Annotated in this window: 11 protein-coding genes and 2 pseudogenes; 7 read left to right on the forward strand and 6 right to left on the reverse strand. The window is 57.8% G+C overall.

Annotated elements, in window-relative coordinates:
• The first annotated feature begins 15 nt into the window (after positions 1-15).
• Genes ACK4OE_RS13840 through ACK4OE_RS13850 form a run of 3 tightly spaced genes read left to right on the forward strand, consistent with a single transcriptional unit; the run spans position 16 to position 3,376 of the window.
• The gene (locus ACK4OE_RS13840) at positions 16-405 is read left to right on the forward strand and encodes a DUF1987 domain-containing protein (RefSeq protein ID WP_409885389.1); all 390 of its coding nucleotides are present in this window, start codon (positions 16-18) and stop codon (positions 403-405) included.
• On the forward strand, positions 406-1,167 hold the full coding sequence (locus ACK4OE_RS13845; protein WP_409885390.1) for a GGDEF domain-containing protein: 762 nt from the start codon (positions 406-408) through the stop codon (positions 1,165-1,167). It begins immediately after the preceding gene.
• Positions 1,157-3,376 carry a putative bifunctional diguanylate cyclase/phosphodiesterase gene (locus ACK4OE_RS13850; RefSeq protein ID WP_409885400.1) on the forward strand — a complete coding sequence of 740 codons (2,220 nt, stop codon included), beginning with the start codon at positions 1,157-1,159 and terminating at the stop codon, positions 3,374-3,376. The genes ACK4OE_RS13845 and ACK4OE_RS13850 overlap by 11 nt, the downstream gene beginning before the upstream one ends.
• Before the next feature lie 226 nt (positions 3,377-3,602).
• On the opposite strand, the gene ACK4OE_RS13855 is transcribed toward ACK4OE_RS13850, so the two are convergent.
• From ACK4OE_RS13855 to ACK4OE_RS13870, 4 genes and pseudogenes are all read right to left on the reverse strand, one after another.
• Positions 3,603-3,893, reverse strand: coding sequence for a hypothetical protein (locus ACK4OE_RS13855; RefSeq protein ID WP_409885391.1), 291 nt, complete (start codon positions 3,891-3,893; stop codon positions 3,603-3,605).
• Positions 3,894-4,004: 111 nt separating this feature from the next.
• Positions 4,005-4,175: pseudogene (locus ACK4OE_RS13860) on the reverse strand (IS3 family transposase); the annotation flags it as partial.
• Positions 4,176-4,255: 80 nt separating this feature from the next.
• Entirely contained in the window at positions 4,256-6,760 is a 2,505-nt protein-coding gene (locus ACK4OE_RS13865; protein WP_409885392.1) for an ABC transporter permease, read from the reverse strand.
• Complete coding sequence (locus ACK4OE_RS13870; protein ID WP_409885393.1) at positions 6,744-7,472, reverse strand: ABC transporter ATP-binding protein; 729 nt, start codon at positions 7,470-7,472, stop codon at positions 6,744-6,746. Before ACK4OE_RS13870 ends, ACK4OE_RS13865 begins: the two co-directional genes overlap by 17 nt.
• A 1,615-nt stretch (positions 7,473-9,087) precedes the next feature.
• Here ACK4OE_RS13870 and ACK4OE_RS13875 point away from each other — a divergent pair.
• Together ACK4OE_RS13875 and ACK4OE_RS13880 are read left to right on the forward strand one after the other, a co-directional pair.
• Positions 9,088-9,711 (forward strand): tyrosine-type recombinase/integrase, encoded by a 624-nt coding sequence (locus ACK4OE_RS13875; protein WP_409885394.1) that lies wholly within the window; start codon positions 9,088-9,090, stop codon positions 9,709-9,711.
• Between the two features lie 581 nt (positions 9,712-10,292).
• On the forward strand, positions 10,293-11,444 hold the full coding sequence (locus tag ACK4OE_RS13880; protein WP_409885401.1) for an ATP-binding protein: 1,152 nt from the start codon (positions 10,293-10,295) through the stop codon (positions 11,442-11,444).
• A gap of 127 nt (positions 11,445-11,571) precedes the next feature.
• Here the strand turns inward: ACK4OE_RS13880 and ACK4OE_RS13885 are convergent.
• Positions 11,572-11,960: pseudogene (locus ACK4OE_RS13885) on the reverse strand (urease accessory protein UreD); the annotation flags it as partial.
• A 624-nt stretch (positions 11,961-12,584) separates the two neighbouring features.
• On the opposite strand from ACK4OE_RS13885, the gene ACK4OE_RS13890 reads away from it, so the two are divergent.
• Both ACK4OE_RS13890 and ACK4OE_RS13895 read left to right on the forward strand, forming a co-directional pair.
• Positions 12,585-14,024 (forward strand): sensor histidine kinase, encoded by a 1,440-nt coding sequence (locus ACK4OE_RS13890; protein WP_409885395.1) that lies wholly within the window; start codon positions 12,585-12,587, stop codon positions 14,022-14,024.
• Positions 14,021-16,447 carry an EAL domain-containing protein gene (locus tag ACK4OE_RS13895; protein WP_409885396.1) on the forward strand — a complete coding sequence of 809 codons (2,427 nt, stop codon included), beginning with the start codon at positions 14,021-14,023 and terminating at the stop codon, positions 16,445-16,447. Before ACK4OE_RS13890 ends, ACK4OE_RS13895 begins: the two co-directional genes overlap by 4 nt.
• Before the next feature lie 537 nt (positions 16,448-16,984).
• On the opposite strand, the gene ACK4OE_RS13900 is transcribed toward ACK4OE_RS13895, so the two are convergent.
• Positions 16,985-17,452, reverse strand: a complete 468-nt coding sequence (locus tag ACK4OE_RS13900; RefSeq protein ID WP_409885397.1) for a hypothetical protein — start codon at positions 17,450-17,452, stop codon at positions 16,985-16,987.
• Between the last annotated feature and the right edge of the window lie 84 nt (positions 17,453-17,536).

Here is a 17,536-nt window from a genome sequence, read left to right on the forward strand (position 1 = left end):
AAATCGAGAACACCGATGGAAAACCTCTACATAGCTCCGACGCCCAGTTCACCAGAAGTGGATTTCAAGTTTGATACGAACACAATGAGCCTGCGTGGAGAGTCTTATCCTGAGAACGCTGCTGTCTTCTACGGGGACATCCTCGCGCGTCTCAAAGACTATCTATCCGCACAGACGGAGGCGACTCTCGAAGTGAACGTTGCACTCGCATACTTCAACAGTTCCAGCACAAAGATGTTGTTCAATCTGATTGAAGCGCTTAGTAATGCAGCTGAGGCTGGCAATCGCGTGGTGCTCAATTGGTATCACGATGAGGAAGACGACACCATCCTCGAGTTCGGGCAAGAGCTGAGTGAAGATTTTCCGGCAATCGAATTTGTCATACATCCAGTGAAAGCCGCTTAAATGGATACCCCGGCCACTGGCTCTCCGGCAGATTTGTTTGAGGCGGAGAATCAATCGCTTTTAGTCGCCAGAGCATCCCAAGCCGCTTTCGTAGAGGCTGAACCAATTCAATGCCGACAAGCCCTCGGCGACCTGATCCTCGCATACGAGAGACTACTGCGTGAAACGCGCAGACTTGTACGCCGCAGTGACAGAGCGGAACTGGAGATGAATCAGCTAAACACACGGCTTCAAGAATTGGCAGCTGAACTTGAACACCGTGCGAATCACGATCCTCTTACCGGTGTCCTCAATCGAGCCGCAGTCATCGAATTGGTGAATCGCCGTTTCATTCACGAAGATCTTGCACTAATCGTTCTCGACATTGATCATTTCAAACGGATCAATGACAGTTTTGGTCATCCCACCGGTGACAAGGTGATCCTTGGTGTCGTTGCTTGCCTTCAAGCAGTAGTGCCCGCTACAGCGCAAATCGGACGGGTTGGGGGCGAAGAATTCACTGTCGTCCTGCCTCGGCAAAGTGAAGCCGAGTCCGAGCGGGTTGCGGAAGGATTGCGGCATGCAATCGAAACCCACAACTTTGATCTGCCCGACGGTAGTGGCGTTACCGCCAGCTTCGGCATAAGCTGGGCACCATCCGGTGGTGATTTCGACAGTGCTTATGGGCTTGCAGACGAGGCGCTCTACGTGGCAAAGCGCGGTGGACGAAACCAAGTCCGTATCGCAGCGTCTTCTTTGCACCCTTTCCAGCATGAGGTATGAGAAGCTTGAAGGGCAAGATTCAAGTTCTGCCACCATAGACGCTGCACTAAGCGTCGATTCTGATAGCGGGCTGAAGTGGCGAATCCTTGTCGTGGACCATGATCCGGACGTTCACGCTGCGACACGCGCTGCGTTACAAGGAAAAACACTTTTCGACCGTCCGTTGGTGTCCATGCACGCGTTTTCGGGCGATGAGGCAAGGTCGTTACTACTTCGCGAACACGGTCTCGCGATGGTCATACTGGACGTGGTATCTGAACAAGCATGCTCAGGGCTTGATCTTGTGGACTTTATCCGCCATTCGGTCGACCTGCGGAACACTCGAATTGTGCTTCTCACAGGACAGCCCTGTCAGGTCCCGCGGCTAGAAACACTTCTCAAATACGACATTAACGACTACCGGACCAAGGCCGAACTGACTCAAGATCGACTTCTCGCTATGGTCGTGACAGCTGTCCGTTCCTACAAGCAACTTTGCGCTGTAGATGCCAGCCGAGCAAGTTTGGAACTCATCCTGCGATCCAGTGCGACCCTTCTGGAGACAAAAGACTCCCACGAGTTTGCCTCAGGTGTGTTGACACAGCTCGCAGCCATATTGAAAGTCGGTCGTGAAGGCGTGGTGTGTGCACGCCGCTCAGCAAGTCCTCACGACTACTATGTACAGGCTGCCGCAGGCCGCTTCTTTCAGTTAGAGGGACTGCCGCTTCATTTGGTGACATCGGATCCAGAACTGGACACGCTTCTGAAATCGGTGGAGAGACGGTGCAATGTCTACGGAGACAACGGTGGATTAGCTCTGCATATCGGCCACAAAGATGAGCAAGACATTGTGGTGTTTATTGATGCGGAAAAAAAACTCAGCGAGCTTGATCCGCAATTGCTGGGTGTATTTTGCGCAAACTTGAGCACTCTGCTGCACAACCGAGGCTTGCTGGAACGCCTGCACGATAGCGCGTACTACGACCCTCTGGTAAGCCTCCCAAATCGTGCCCACTTCGTAAAGGAAGTTGATGAGTACGCACGACATGGGATAGGTGACCACGTTCTGGCGCTGATCGACATTGACGATTTCAGTGCAGCGAATGATGTGATGGGGCACCGATTCGGAGATCGTCTCTTGGAGCGGGTGGCTCGTTGCCTGCAGGATTCGCTTCCCGACAATGTACTGTTAGCCCGACTTGGCGCGGATACCTTTGGGGTGCTTGGATCCATTCGTCAGGTACAACCCAAGCGACTCTTGGAATGCGTGCGCCAGCCATTGAATATCGATGGCGTACCGCATAAAGTCTCGCTCACTTGCGGATATGTCCTTTTGCCAGAAGAGCCCCAGGCTGGGGCAGATTTGGTCAAGGACGCCACCATCGCGCTCAAACGAGCAAAACGAGACCACCGAGGCCAAGACCTTCAATACGCCGACCAAATGGGGGCTGAGGCTCGGGCGCGAGCATTGCTGCTCTCAGAATTAAGAGAGGCGATCGAGAGCGAGCGGCTATTTCTGGTGTACCAACCTCAGCTTAACCTCCGCACCCATGGCCTCGTAGGGATCGAGGCGCTTCTGCGGTGGCGAACAGAGGATGGTAGGTTCGTACCGCCCGATCAGTTCATTCCCGTTGCTGAGCACTCCGGCCTTATTGTCCCCCTGGGGCAGTGGGTTCTTTCCTCCGCATGCCAAACAATGCGGGAATTGCTTGACGCAGGCATTGCACCAGAGCGCATGGCTGTCAATGTCTCTACGGTGCAATTGCAGGATCCGGGGTTTTTCGCGCTGGTTTTTGAGGCGCTTGCGGGCAGTGGACTACAAGGGATCCATCTTGAACTAGAGATTACGGAATCTGTCGCCGCGCTACCAACGGAGTTTTTGAACTCAACGCTCTCAGCATTGAGAGCTAAGGGAATATCGATAGCCATCGATGACTTCGGTACAGGGTACTCATCGCTGAGCTATCTCGAGCGGCTTCCCCTTGACCGAATCAAGATTGACCGGTTATTTATCAATCAACTGCTCGAACCGGACGGCGCTCGCATTGCAGAAATGGTCGCCCAGCTGGGTTCTAAGCTTGGGCTGCGTGTACTGGCCGAGGGAATCGAGGATGTAGCTACTTGGGAAGTGCTCCTTGCAATGGATTGCCATGAAGGACAGGGTTACCACATCGCAATGCCCATGGGTAGAAATGAACTGGTAGGGTGGCTTCAGACACATCCGAAATGAGCGCAGCTTGAAGCCAGGATGGAATAGCCGCGGGAAGTTGGTTTCCGTCCAGACACTGCTCCCCGCGATTTCAGGCTCAGTCAGTCTGCTTTAAAACTCAGCGCATCACCCAGTTCAGCACAGAGGCAACGAAGGTCGAATCAAGCGTCAACTGGCGAAGAAACCGCTGCATCCGAGCGCACGTATTCTTTGCTGGCGCTGATCGACTATCAAGGCGTGGAAGCGCTCAAGCAGACGCATCAGCAGGAACATGCGCTACAGCTTGCTCCGCGTGCATCTCGGTTACCTGAAAAGATAGATCCAGCAAAATGGCTTTCTTGGAATAGTACCGATCTATCCGCCACTCGCTCAACAACTGTATTGCTAATTCGAAGCCATCGTAGTCAAGCGTGTACAACTTGGACAGCGGAAAATCAGCATCTGACGCCAGTGCGATCACTAAGGACGAAAGGATCCTTGCCGTCTCGCTTTGGGGATTGCGCTCGACTAGCTTTCTAGCGTCTTTCAAGGCTTGCATGGATTGTCCTCTCGTTTCAAAACATCGGATGAAACTACGCAGTCCACTGTGACAAGCGCACCGAAGTCTCAAATGAGACTAACAGAAGATGCGCATTCCCACATGACAGCATCGCAACCGTCGCTCGACTGTGCAACGGGCCACCATTACGCCTTCGCGCGCTAGTTGTCGCCAGACTTTCTCGACACGTTAGACCTGCATGTTGACCCGCCAAACGCGTTGAATCTCCGGGATCAGCACGTCATCCCGGCGAGCCCGTGCGCAGCGCTTGTGAGGTTCACGCAGCAGATTCACCGCCTGGATTGAAGGCGCTTGAAGCGGATTCCTCCCACGGCCTTCTCAGCCGAGTAACTGCGCTGGTTTCAGCCTCCACTGCGCAAGAGCATGGCCGGGTTCAGCCGCATCCGAGCGAGAAGATAGCGAGCACCCATGCCCAGGCTCAAGCCACTCGTGACCACTGCGGTAAGCATCCCACTCCAATAAAGTCCGACTGGGCTCATATCCAGCCGCCACAGCAATAGCGCAGTAGCCAGCGCGCTACCTGCCGCTATGGAAAAGGAGGCGGTCACAGCGGCAAGAATGAGGTATTCAAACACCAAGACGCGGCGCAGCAGTGAATTGCGCGCGCCAAGTGCGTGCATTACCGTCGCGTCATATAGCTGGCGGGTGCGGCTGGCGGCCACCACGCTGGCCAGAACCAGCAAGCTGGCAGCAAGGCACACTCCAGCTATGACCGCCAAGCCGCCGCTTGCACGCCCCATGAGCGCGCGCGTTTCACGCAGCATGGACTCTGTGCGTGCCGTTGCAATATTGGGCGCGACGGCGGCCAGCCGATCTTGTGCGTCCAGTGCGTTTTCTGGGGGCATCCAAGCGGCCCCTACGTGGCGAGTGATAAAGGTATCCAGCACCCCATCACTAAAAATGGCTTCAAGCCACAGACGCGATTGCATGCGCCTCTGGCTGTAGATAGCCTGCAGCGTTGCCTCCACTGGCTTGCCCATCACCTCAAAGCGCAGTTTGTCGCCTATCTGCAGACCCAGCCCATCGGCCTCGCGGTCTTCCATGGCAACAAACGGATCGCCTCGGTGACTCTCTGGCCACCAAACACCGCGGTCGACCACCACGTCATCAAAATTGCCGCTGCGGTCGCTGAGCTTGTGTTCGTCGCGCGATTCGCGTGCGCGCTCGTTGTCGTCGCTGTCGCGCAAAGTCTCCCCGTTGACGGCCACCAGCCGGCCCAGTACCAGCGGCGCGGTTTTCAAGCCCTGCAATCCGGGCGAAGCTTGCAAGGTCTCTTTGAGTAGCGATATTTGATCGGTCTGCACATCGTAGAACACCAAGGCTGGGGCCTTCTCAGGCACTGTTTCGTTGACGGTGCGCAGCAGCGTCGCCACTACCAACGTGCAAGCTACCAGCAGCGTCAGGGCAGATCCCAGCGACAGCAGGGCGGTGCGCAACGGCGAGTGCTGCTGCTGCAAGCCAGCGAGAGCCAATCGCAATGCCAGTGGAAGTGATGCAGAGTGCTGCATTCGGGTCGCGGCGCGACGTAAGCCGCGCGTGACCAAGTCGAGCACGCCAAGAAGCGCGGCAGTGGTAAACACGAAGGCGAGACCAAAGCGCGGGTCGGGCAGCGTGAAAACGAGCAAGACCATCGTGATCCCTGAGACAGCGGCCGTCCACCATCTTGCGTAGCGCGGCGCATGCAGTGCCTGGCCCTCTACGCCACGGAACAGTGCCGCAGGGCTGACCGACAAAGCGCGCCCCAACGCTGGCAAGGAAAAAGCCAACGCGGTAAGCACTCCGAACAACAGAGCGATCAGTGCTGGTTTCCACAGGCTTTGCAGGAGCAAGGTCACGGGAAGTTTGTCTGCTGCCAACTGCGCGCCGGATAGAGCCAGGCCCATGCCGATTGCCACACCTACTGCGCTAGCCAGTACCGCCAGCAGCAGTATTTGCAACAGTACGAATGCTGCCAACTGTCCATCGCGCAGACCCAACGCGCGTAGCGTGGCGAGGCTGATGAGTTTCCCCTGGAGATAGGCCTGCACACTATTGAAAACGCCCAGGCCACCGATGAACAGGGCAGAAAACCCGATAAGTAGCAAACCCGATCCAATTTGACTGAGCACCTCGGTCATGCGGTCGCTGCGTTCATCGAAGCTGCGTGCCTCTACATCCAGTGCAGGGTAGGCCGCCAAAAATGAGTCTCGCAAAATAGGAGCACTTTGCTCAGTGCGGATTCGATACCGATACTCCACCCTGCTGAGGGGCTGCACCAAGCCTGTGGCCATGAGCGCCCCTTCGGCGACAAGCACGGGTGCGGCGCCCCAGTCGGCGCGAAGGCTGCGGTCGGGCTGGCGCACGGTAACGGCGCGCACGACAAGCTCAAGGTCGCCTATGGCCACACGGTCTCCGGGTTTGAGATCCAGTCGCGTAGCCAAAGAGGCGTCTATTGCGGCGCCCCAAGTCCCATCGCGAAGCGCTAGCGTGTCGACCAATGTCCCGCCCGGCTCTAGCAACACCTCTCCATACAGCGGATAGGCATCATCGGCACTGAGCAGCTCAATCAGCTGTGCTCGCCCGGAGCCTGTGCGCAGCATCGTTCGCAGTTCCACCACGCGCGAGACGGTGCCATTGGCCTGCATCCAAGCCAGCGCCTCGGAAGGCAGAGGCTGGTTGGCCTGCACCTCCACGTCTCCACCAAAAATCAACCGAGCGTCGCTGCGCAACGCGTCGGCCACTTGGCGGTACAGGCCACCACTGGCTGCGACCAGTGAAACGCCCAACACCAGGCATGCCACGAATATCCAAAGCTGGCTTCCGCTTGCGCGCAGGTCGCGCCAAGCCAGACTAAGCAGAAACGGCATGATGAGGCCCCGACAGATGGTTGTTGGACATCGTTTCATGAAGTTGGCCGTCATGCAGGCGCAGCACTCGATCGCATCGCGCCGCGAACTCCAGGTCGTGTGTCACCAATACCAAGGTTGTGCCCAACTCGCGGTTGAGGCTGAACAGCAGTTCACGCACCGACTCGGCAGTCTGATCATCGAGATTGCCAGTGGGCTCATCTGCCAAAAGCAGGCGCGGGCGATGCACTAGCGATCTTGCAATCGCCACCCGCTGTTGTTCACCGCCAGAAAGCTGGCTTGGCCGGTGATGCAGTCTGTCGCCCAGCCCCACCCGGTGGAGCATCTGGGCAGCGGCCTCCTGGGCGCGGGCGACACCGGTCATTTGCAGGGGCAAGGCAGTGTTATCCAGCGCACTCAGACTGGGAAGAAGATGAAAGCTCTGAAAGACGATCCCAATCCGTTCGCGTCGCAGGTCGGCCAAGCCATCGCTGTTGAGGCTGCCCAAATCAACCCCATCGATACGAATGCGCCCTGCGGCGGGTCGCTCCAAGCCCGAAAGCAGCAGCAGCAGCGAAGTCTTGCCAGACCCGGAGGGGCCGGCAATCGCTACGCTTGAGCCGGCAGCGACGCGCAACTTGACGTCGCGTAGCACTGTGACTTGGCGGGGACCTATGGCGTAGTGCATAGAAATACCGTCGGCTTCGATCAGTTGCTGCGATGCGTTGGTCATGTGGCTTTTCAGACTCCAAAAAAGGTCAAACGAGCGTTCGGTCTAGAAGATTGGCAATGTGCGACAGCCATGTCTTCTTCGTGTTTCTACGGTGGGCAACTCTTGGGCGCAATGCGACGTCATGAGGCTGAACCGTCTATGAAAATCGTGACGGGGATTGCTGAGCCTCCAAGGACAGCCGGTCACTCCCCGCATAGAAACCCAGGTTGGAGAAGCTCCAGTAGAACTTTCGGCCATTCTCAACGTACACGGCATGAGCATATAAATAACTACCAGCAAACCTCACTGAATCCCAGAAGAGCCGAACGTACACGCATTCAGGAGTAAGCCCCGCCAAAGCCTTATCGATCAAGTCCGATTTGCGTGCTTCCACTGATGTCACAAATGCAAAGAGGGACGCCGCATTGGCGGCGTATGGCCCCGCAGATTCTCTACTCGCTCTTTCCGGATTGCGCGCAAGTCGATTGTGAGTCGATGACCGCTTTGGGGAATGGTTTCCACTGGCGTCTCAGCGCCCGCTAGCGTCTTTTGCCGCGGGGCAGAATTCAGCCTCTTGCAGTCATTGGAGCGTTTAGGGGCTGCTCGAACCGCAAGAACTTCTAGTAAACCAAAGAAAAAGAGCGCTCAAACTGAGCGCTCTTTTTTATATAGCAACAAGCCCAAACAGGGCTGCGGTTTGCTTCGTATTTCCAGGTCGTCTTTACCCGTCAAGTTCGAGTTTACGACTTTACTGTTACACATGACCACCCCGCAAACCCGCATGAATGCTGGAGGCTTGTTTACGACTTTATTTGCGTGTTTACGACTTTAATTACCCAGAATATCAATTATTCTGGGTAATTAAAGTCGTAAACCCCGGCCCAGCATTCATGCGGCCCAGCGCACTGCTCGGCCAACTATCCGTCAATCTAAAGTCGTAAACTCATTTTGGTGCGCTGCAGCAACCACTCAAGTACGGCACGCGATGGTCTCAACGAAACCTTCTCTTTCTACTACTCCTGTATGCAAAGCATCTGTGTCCAAGATCCGGGCTTGAACACGACCACTCGCCTAGGATGCCAAAGCCTTGATGGATACCAGCTGACAGAGAGAACCTTCCCACCTCCATATTCCGGCCAGATATCCAGAAGTGAGGACAGTGCCGGCTCGATTGGACTCAGCAACACACCTTCCGCCAAGTTCATGTCCAAACCGTAGTCAGTCAACATCCAATGCGCCGGGGACGTGGCGCTGGCAGCATGATGGACACCTCTTCGCCTAAGCTCTGGCACAAGTTTGGCAACAATCGAATTGACCACAAGGAGTTTTTCGGCGGAAATCGAGTGAGTCATGATTCATCTTCCGATCAGCATCACAGTATGCCGAGTGAGCGGGTGTTCCGTGCTCACAACACAGTGAGAAACCCCAGAATCCTTTAGGAGAGGCTGGTTTAGGCTGGTTGCTGTCGCTCGATCCGAAGTCGTTGAACGACTGCTGCGATCGAGAGCAGACAGTGAAGTACAACACCGGGCGTTGTTCTGAACCGCAAGAACTGACACAGCTAGTGTGGTCACTAGTGGACAACGGCATCTAGAACGCGCATGGTCATTGTCCCCCCACTCGATGGGAGACCATCATGGAATCCGTTGCAGCCGTCGTTCGTCGCGAACCCTGGAACAAGGGAAAGATAGTTGGTCAGAAGGCGCCCTTCAAGCCCAAAGACATCTGGGCGCTACGCGTGCGCCTCCAGATGGAGAACCGAGTGCGCGAGTTGGCGCTCTTCAATCTGGGAATAGACAGCAAGCTACGCGGATGCGACTTGGTCGCCCTGAAGGTCCGTGATGTTTGCCATGGCGACCAAATCGCATCGCGAGCGACGGTCATGCAACACAAAACTCATCACCCCGTCCAGCTCGAGATAACGGCGACCACCCGTGAAGCGCTTCAACAATGGATCAAGACCGCTAAGCTGAAATCAGAAGACTTTATCTTTCCAAGCCGACTTCACAAGTCGCCGCATCTCGGGACGCGTCAGTACGCCCGAATTCTTGAGCGTTGGGTGTTGCAGCTTGGTTTGGATCCAGCAGAGTATGGAACGCACTCCATGCGGCGCACCAAGGCTACGCTCATTTACCGTAGAACCAAGAATCTGCGCGCCGTCCAGCTACTCCTGGGCCACTCAAAAATCGAGTCAACTGTCCGCTACCTTGGCATTGAGGTCGACGATGCTCTTGAGCTATCCGAACAGACCGAGATTTGAGTTGAGAGAGCACAAAACCTCCATCGAGGGCGGCTAAATTGTGGGCCTTAGACCACCGCGAGCTTGTGGCATAGCGAAGGGCATCCCGCGGCCAAAATCAGCTTGACTCATGTGCCGACGGCCCCGTGAGCCACGCGAGTGGCTCTATCCCCACATGCTTGTTGGGTGCGGGGGCGGAACAAGTGGCGCAATCGAAGGTCGGCGCGGTGGCTCACTCCGGTCTCGGCGGCAGCACATGACTGCCTGCCACCGCACGCAGGTGGCCCAAGCCCGCCGGGTTCGGAAACTCAGTGGTGTTGGCTGCGCGCTCCAGCGTGAACGGCGCTCAACACGAACCTGCCCGTCAGGTCTGTTCGGTGTCGCACATACGCCGATTTACCACATGGCGCGGGGCACCTTAGATCGCAAATGCGCGGTCAGGGCGCATCGGCCTTCGGCTTTTCAAGCCCAGCCCACCTTACAGGGGCGTTACATCCGCATCTCGTTTCCACGATGAATCGAGCTGCGATGGAGTGCATCTGCGCCCCGGTCCCGGTCGGCGGCCATTTGCAACCGTGCACGGGCGCGCACACAATGCCCCAATGCGCCTATCTGTTTTCATCACGTCAAATCTGGATTCAATCTTGCGCGACTGGGTCGCGTTTGCGGGCAAGCAGTTGCCGGCAGCTCGCGACATGGATCACGTAGCGCTGCTGGACCATGGCAGAACGATCCTCGAGGAAATAGTCGTCAACATGGATCGCATCGAGGGCGAGGCGGAGAGAAAAACCAAATCGGAAGGGACCAGTCAGGAGGCGTCGACGTCTGCCAACGTTCCGTCGCGCAGCCATGCTCGTCAGCGTGAACGCCAGGGCTTCGAGATCGGGCAGATGGTCGCTGAGTACCGCGCGCTGCGTGCGACGGTGTTGCGCCTTTGGCAGGCGGCCCACCCGCAGCTTAGGGACCAGGACCTGGAAGACATGGTGCGGTTCAACGAGGCGATCGACCAGGCCCTGGCAGAGTCGGTAGACGTTTTTGTGGAAGAGGTCGACAGGGCCAGAGACCTGTTTTTGGGGATGATGGGGCACGACCTACGTGGCCCGCTGAGCACCATCGCCAGTTGCGCGGCCATCGGACTGCGCCAACGGCCCGACGACAGCCGCCATGCGTTGCTAACGCTTCGCAGCGTTGCGCAGATGAAGGCGCTGCTGAACGACCTCATGGAGTACACCGCCCGCCGCCTGGGCAGGGGTATTGCCATCGCTCCAGCGCCTATGCTGCTTGACGAGTTTGTGCGCAATACGCTGGACGAAATCAACGCGGTCTATCCCGAGCGCACCCTTGCTGTCCAAAACCACGGAGACATGCAAGGCCAGTGGGACCGCACACGGCTGCACCAGGCTTTGTCGAACCTTGTGTTCAATGCGGTTAAGTACGCCGATTCCGCGTTGCCGATAGAGATTGTCATCGATGGCAGTCGCCAGGACGAAGTGCAACTGACAGTGTACAGTGCCGGTAAGCCGATTGCCCCGCACCTGCTGCCCCGTTTGTTCGACCCCCTGGTGCGCGAGCCGCGAGACGGCGACAGTGACGCTTCCCAACACCCTTTGGCTGGCGCCAATCTGGGGCTGGGTTTGTATGTGGTGCGCGAGATTGCGCTGGCGCATGGTGGATCGGTCAACGTCGTGTCGCAGGGTGCCAACACAGCCTTCACTTTGTCTTTGCCCCGTGTTCCGCCGACTGGCGGCGCCTAACCGGCGTTCAACGCGCGCGGGGTCGGGGGCACCGATGGCAGAGGCGCGAGCGCTGGGCGCTGAGACACCTCGTCCGTTCATCGTTCAATTTGTGTTGCTCCGTCACTTCGGGCGAACGCAACTTGAACTACATCGCCCAGATTCGCGGTGGCTCGCCTGTTAGGTTCCACATCACCTCTCGCCAAGCCACCCGCACGGCCTTGAGCAACTGCATCGCAGGTTCCACCTGCGGCGCCAGCAAGCGCAGCACGACCATTTGTGGGTTGGGACTGGTCGCACCTGCGGTAGCTTTGAGTGCATGGGCGTCCAGCACGGCGCGGGCGGTGTCCAGCGCTGCTTCGCGCCGCGTGCGGTCTAGCGGGGTGCCTGCCGCAAAGACAGGCTGGCCATGCAGGGGTGCCCGGCCAGGCCCAGCGGGCTTTGCATGAGGCGGTGGTCGGCGGCATTGATGGCGCCGCGCTCCAGCCACAGGCCGGGCACTTCAAGGTGTTGTACAAAGCGGCCAGTTTCAAAGGGCGAGAGACGCTAGCGGGCTCATTGCGGGCATTTGCGTTGGATGGCCGGCCTCCATGGTGCCGCGGTCGCCGGGCAAGTCACGCAGCATGATGCGCAATCGGTTGCCCTGCAGATCACAGGGATGCCGCATTTTAAGTGGCGGCTCTGACTCAGTACCTTGTATTCCGGGTACTGAAGCAGGGATAGCTCGGGTGTCTCGCCCTTCTGCAGATAGGTGCTGAACCATTGACGGGGAGGGTGTAGCGGTCCTTTTGGCCAGCACAGCTCACGCTTGCACGCTGGCAGCCAAGGCCAACTGCTGGGCGACGAAAGCGGTGTGGCGCCGTTCTTTTCGATGTCCAACCAGATGGGCTCGCCCTCACCGCAGGGCAACTGCAGTGACAGTTCGTTCACCATGAAATCCCCGTACAGGAATTGCAGGGTGGCGCTGGCGCCGATGGTCCGATAAGCATTGGACAACTGCGGCAAGGCCGTGTGTTGAGCGTCGGTCGTGAGCGGTCTGGCGGCACTCGTCCTACGTAGGGCAAGCTGTCCATCCGACCAGGGCAGTCAACCTAAGACAACCTTCCCTTTACGCCCGCCTTGGTTCGTGAGACGATAAAAAACATAACGATTTGGGGGACTATGAGTTTTGCCGTGAATCAGGAGGATCCGCTGTGGTTTGCAACGTTGCAAACCATGTTCGACGCAGACTCACCTGTCGGCAAGGCGGTGTTGGACCGCGATCTTCGCTATGTTTTCATCAACCAAACCCTGGCCGCGTTCAATGGCCGCTCGATTGAGGAGCACCTGGGCCGCACTGTCAAAGACATCCTGCCTGAAGCCTTCTCTACTCTGGCGCCTCTGCTGCGAAGCGTCTTGGATGCCGGTGCGCATCACGCGCAATTCCGGGTCAGCGTGGAAATGCCCAATTCTCCCGGGCAATTCAGCGAATGGGAAGCCAGCTACCTGCCAATACGGCTCGCGGATGGGACCATTGGCGGCGTGTACGTTCAAGCAGTGAATCTGACCGCCGAGTTGCGGGCGCAACAGGCGTTGGCCAACAGTGAAAAGCAATTGCGGCGCGTGTTGGACAGCTTGTTTGCTTTCGTCGGGGTGATGACGCCTGACGGTACTTTGATCGAAGCCAACAAGGCACCGCTGGAAGCGGCTGGTGTTGATGCGAAAGACGTCATAGGCCGCCCCTTTTGGGACACCTACTGGTGGAACTATTCAGCCGAAAGTCAGGACTGGATGCGCCAGGCCTGCGCCCGTGCCTCTCTGGGTGAAGTGGTGCGCGAGGACGTGACAGCGCGCATGGCGGGTGAAACCCGCATGGCGCTTGACTTCATGCTGGTCCCGATGCGGGACGACAATGACCGCATCACCCACCTGATTCCGTCAGCCATCGACATCTCCGATCGACAGGCCGCGCAGCTGCGAACCGAGTCAGCGCTCAAGGAGCGCACGGTGTTGTTGCAGGAGGTGCATCACCGGGTCAAGAACAACCTGCAGATCATTGCGAGCCTCTTGAACCTTCAGGCTCGCGGCGCTGCGCCAGAAGCTCAGCAGGCACTACAGGACAGCCAGAACCGCGTTATGGCAATGGCGCTCACCCACCAACTGCTGTACGAGCGCAACGACTTCTCGACACTGGAACTGGGTCCCTACCTGCGCCGGCTGGTCGCAAGCCTGCGCGACATACACGGGGAGACCCTGCGGCGTGTCGATCTCAAGGTGGAGGCGCCTGACACTGGCTTGAGTATTGACCTCAATCAGGCGGTGCCGGTTGCTTTGGTGGTGAACGAACTGCTGATCAACGCACTGAAACATGGGTTTGGGACGGATGGTCAGGGCAGCGTCACGGTACGCGCTGGGAGGCTGAAGCGTTGCATTGTTGTCACTGTGGCCGATACCGGCATCGGCATGCCTGTTGGCTTTGACTTACATAAGGCCGCCAGTTTGGGCCTGCGCCTGGTTAGCCTGCTGACAGAACAGTTGCAGGCGACGATGCGCTGTCCGGTAGCTGGTCAGGCAGGTGCTGTCTTCACGCTGCAGTTGCCCCCTGAATCCACACCAACATGAACGCGACACCGCCTTCCTCAGCCCACGCCACGACAGCCAGCCTCCTTGTCGTGGAAGACGAACTCATCGTGGCACTGGATCTGAAGTTGACCTTGGAGTCACTGGGGTTCCATGTGGTGGGTACAGCCGCCACTCAGGACGAGGCCTTGGTTCTGACCATGTCTTACCGGCCCGACCTGATACTGATGGACATCAACCTGGGCAGAGGCGGCGACGGCATTCTGGCCGCCCAGGAGATTGCCCGTTTCGCCGACGTGCCCATCGTCTTCCTCACCGCCTATGCGGACAGCGATATCTTGCGCCGGGCTGAGCAAGTCGCACCATTTGGTTACTTGGTGAAGCCGGTCAGGCAGCGCGAGCTCAATGCCACGGTTCAAATGGCCTTGGCCCGCGTGCGCGCCACTCACGCACACATGCAGGCCGAGCGGCGCCTGAGGCTTGCCTTGGATACAGGGAAGCTGGCCGTGGTCACCCTGCACGAAGGCATGGACCTGGTGGAGATCGATGGTCACTTCCCGCCTATTGCCGACTGCTCAGTGCGAGGCCTTCGCATGCCAGTGGGGGAGTTCCTCCTGCATCTCAGCGAAGACGCCCAAGCCAAGGTGCAGCATTTGCTCGACCATGGTGGCGACCTTCACATCGTTGCGCGATGGCGCTCACCAGATACCGAACTTCCCGCCCGCTGGCTAGAGGTACACGCGAGTTATGTTGCCAACGAACTCGCGGTGGTCGGCATCTGCCGCGACGTGACACGGCAAGTAGAGCAAGAGGAGGCTGCAAGGCAAGCCACGGTTGTGTTCGAGTCGGCTGCCGACGCCATCTTGATACTGGATACCTATGGGCGAGTGATGACTGCCAATCCAGCGTTTGCCATGCTCACGGGCTGGCCTACGGCAGATATTCGGGGTCGTCATCCGAACGACTTTCTGCACGCGCGCCGCGGTAGTGACCGCGAACTCTTGGATGCCACCCCTGTTGATGTTCTCGGGCACGCCGAGGTGGTTTGCCTGCGGCACGACGGCACCACCTTCCCCGCGTGGGAACATGTAGCGCCAGTCCGTGACGATTCGGGCTCAATCACCAACCGCGTCCTGACCTTCACCGACATTTCTGCATTGAGGCATGCAGAACGTCGGATTAAGCACTTGGCGTATCACGATCCGCTGACGGGGCTTGGCAATCGCAACCAACTGCGCGACCTACTGAGTGCATTGCCGCCACCCCAATCCGATGACAACCCTGCTGTTCTGATGTTCCTGGACCTGGACGGGTTCAAGGTCATCAACGACAGTTTGGGTCACGACAAGGGCGATGCCCTGCTGATCACCATTGCCGATCGTTTCCGCAACGTGCTGCGGGTTGGCGATCACGCCATCAGGTTGGGCGGCGATGAATTCTTGCTGCTGATTCAGTCCGCGCGAGACGCGGATGTGGACGCCATGGCGAGGCGCTTGCTGGAGATAGTGCGACAGCCATTTGATCTTGCAGCAGGTTCGTCAGTGCAGGTGTCAGCCAGCATCGGTATCGCTTTTTACCCGAACGACGGGCCCACACCTGACGCTTTGCTTCGGGCGGCCGACATTGCCATGTACGCAGCCAAAGAGGCTGGTCGCAATCGATATGCTCGCTACCATCCCAAAATGGCAGAAGTAGCCAATGAGCGCTTGGCGATCGAACAGGGCCTGCTGCATGCGATTGACAATGGTGAACTGTCCATCCATTGGCAACCACAGGTGAGCATTGACGGTAATTCGGTGGTCGGTGCCGAGGCACTGCTGCGTTGGCACTCAGATAAGTTAGGCTCGATTGGCCCGGATCGATTCATTCCCGTCGCAGAGGAATGTGGGCTGATTCAACCGTTGGGCCGTTGGGTACTGCGACAAGCCCTGACTACCTGGGCAAAGTGGCAGCGTGATGGCCTCGTGCAGGGACGGCTTGCGGTGAACGTGTCAGCCCTGCAATTGCAGGACGACCAGTTTGCCGAGGACTTGGCGCGCGAACTCAAAGTGACGGGTATGAATCCCAAAGACCTCGAGATCGAGGTGACAGAAACTGCGCTGCAACGCGTACCGCAGGTTGAGCATCGCCTCAGCCGCATTGCCGAGCTCGGAGTGAAGATCGCATTGGATGACTTCGGTACGGGTTACTCTTCTCTGTCCATGCTCAAGTTATTGCCCTTGCACCGGCTCAAGGTGGACCGCGCCTTCGTGCGGGACGTGGTGGGAAATCCGTCGGATCAGGCCATCGTGCGCGCTATTGCGGCGATGGCGGATGCCCTGGGGTTTGAGCTCATCGCGGAAGGTGTAGAAGACCGTCAACAACAGGATTGCCTTAGGCAGATTGGTGTGCAAGAAGCGCAGGGATGGTTGTATGGTCGCGCCATGAGTGCACCAGACTTTTTAGGTTGGCTCGGCTCTCGCTAGGCTTCGAGAGCGACTGGCCCACTCGAAAGCTGACGCCAGCGAATGGCAGGTTGTGGCCGAAAACGGAAGTCTAAGTGCGTCAAAGCATGTGCTCAACTTCTCCCTAGCCAAGATGATCGAAAACGGCTCTCAGCTCACATCCGAGGCGGTTGACCCACAGGATCCGCGCCTTCATCCTCCACCTCGCCAACGTAGTCAGGCCCAGACAGGGGGAGCTGTGGCTGCGGTGGCATGGTTGGCTGCTCTGTGCTCGGTGGCAGATCGCCAGGCGGCAGCGGGAATGTCTCCGGGACTCGGTGTGCGGGGTGGTCGTTGGGGTCGTTTGCCATGTTGAGCTCCTTGGGGAAAGATTCCATTGAGCGCCGCGCCGTTGCCTAGCGCCGTAGGAGATGAGCCAAAAAAGAAGCCCGCACGGGGCGGGCTGCAAAAGGGAGGGTGTCGGCTGTGTTCAGTAACCGACAGGGCGATGGTAGCTGATGACAGGTATGTAAGAACCACCTCTAAGGCGGTCCAGTGCTGCGGGACGAGAGGGTGATATCAGCCGTTGGCAACTTCATGGCCTGCTGCACGGAGCGAGTGACTGCCAGGCCAAAAATGTTGCCTAACTGCGGGAGATACGAAGGGAAGCGCCACCACGATTCCCCACAGCGCAGACCCAAGAGACATTGCCGCGTAAGTGATACCTGACATTACGGTTACACCCATGAACGGCAGGACCACATAACAAGCCACGCTGGTCCAAATCGAAAACTTTGGCGCCCATGGCTTGAAGCGCATCAACCCATAAACGTTTACCGCGAAAGCGACAAGCAGCGTTATCAACCCCGTAGAAAAAGCAAGTATCCCCCACGAAGCCTCAGAAACCTGTTGTTCGGTGTATTGGTCCATCGCCGCCTGGATTTCCGGAGGGATCAGGTGCGAGAAGAAGGTGGCGTCACCGATTGCGCAAAGCGTGGGGAATACGAACGACACGATGACCAACCATCTGAAGGCAGATTTACTCACAGGCTCACTCCCTTGTTTTGAAGGGCTCCATCCTAGCTGGCTACTGTGGCGGCCTTGACTTGTGAGCATCGGACATCGAGCTTT

This window comes from Acidovorax sp. (assembly GCF_046314175.1).
Taxonomy (GTDB): Bacteria; Pseudomonadota; Gammaproteobacteria; order Burkholderiales; family Burkholderiaceae_C; genus Acidovorax.